The following is a 770-nucleotide window of genomic DNA, read 5'->3' on the forward strand; positions in this document are numbered from 1 at the left end:
CTGGAAATCGGAAACCTAAGAGCAATCGGTGCTTTTGGTGCTGCGTTCCTCTTGGCGACATTGGCAGCGCTGGTGTTAGCGTTTGCGATCGGTCTTGAAGCCAAAAGCATCAATCCCAATGGCGTATGAGCCGAGGTGGCTTGCCTTTCCACTCCGCCGGCGTGCTCCGAAAATCTGTTGACCGCGCCACTGTCGGGAGCGCGACCGCCGATCACGTTTTCGGAACCGATTCAGTTGGCGCGGGTTGGTCCTCACCAACTGAGGAGGTATCGAGATGATTTTTCGAAGCACTCTTGCAGCTATTATCTTGCTCGCAGGTACAGCATTTGCAGCCGCTCAGACGGTCGTTGTGACCCCAGAGCAAGAAGTTGTGGTCCGCGAATACGTGAAGGCCAACCCAGTGGTCGTCGAACGTCCGTCCAACTTCGAACTGGTCGTGGGGGCTATCATTCCTGACATCCTCAAGCCAGGCGCCTTGGCCGATAACATGCTGCCACACCAGTACCAGTATGTGGAGATGGACGGCCGCACGGTCCTGATTGACCCGCAGACGCGCAAGGTCGTCTACATCATGAACTAGCCGCAGGATCTCGGCGAGATGAGGCATCGCCCGTCTCGCCGACATCTTCCATCGTACATTTGGATTGAAGAGACAGGATTCACATGCCGTACAACAATCAGGAGATCCGAGCTCGTAAACCGGCGCGAAACTACCGCGACCCGAACGACAAGGAAAAACGCACTGAACAATCCTTGGTCGAGAAGGCAGG

Annotated in this window: 1 protein-coding gene; it reads left to right on the plus strand. The window is 55.8% G+C overall.

Annotated features, from left to right (window positions below; translation table 11 throughout):
• The first annotated feature begins 274 nt into the window (after positions 1-274).
• On the plus strand, positions 275-580 hold the full coding sequence (locus NDO48_RS29035) for a DUF1236 domain-containing protein (protein WP_267322890.1): 306 nt from the start codon (positions 275-277) through the stop codon (positions 578-580).
• The last annotated feature ends 190 nt before the right edge of the window (positions 581-770 follow it).

Origin of the sequence: Aminobacter sp. MET-1 (assembly GCF_026521175.1) — a bacterium.
Classification (GTDB): Bacteria; Pseudomonadota; Alphaproteobacteria; order Rhizobiales; family Rhizobiaceae; genus Aminobacter.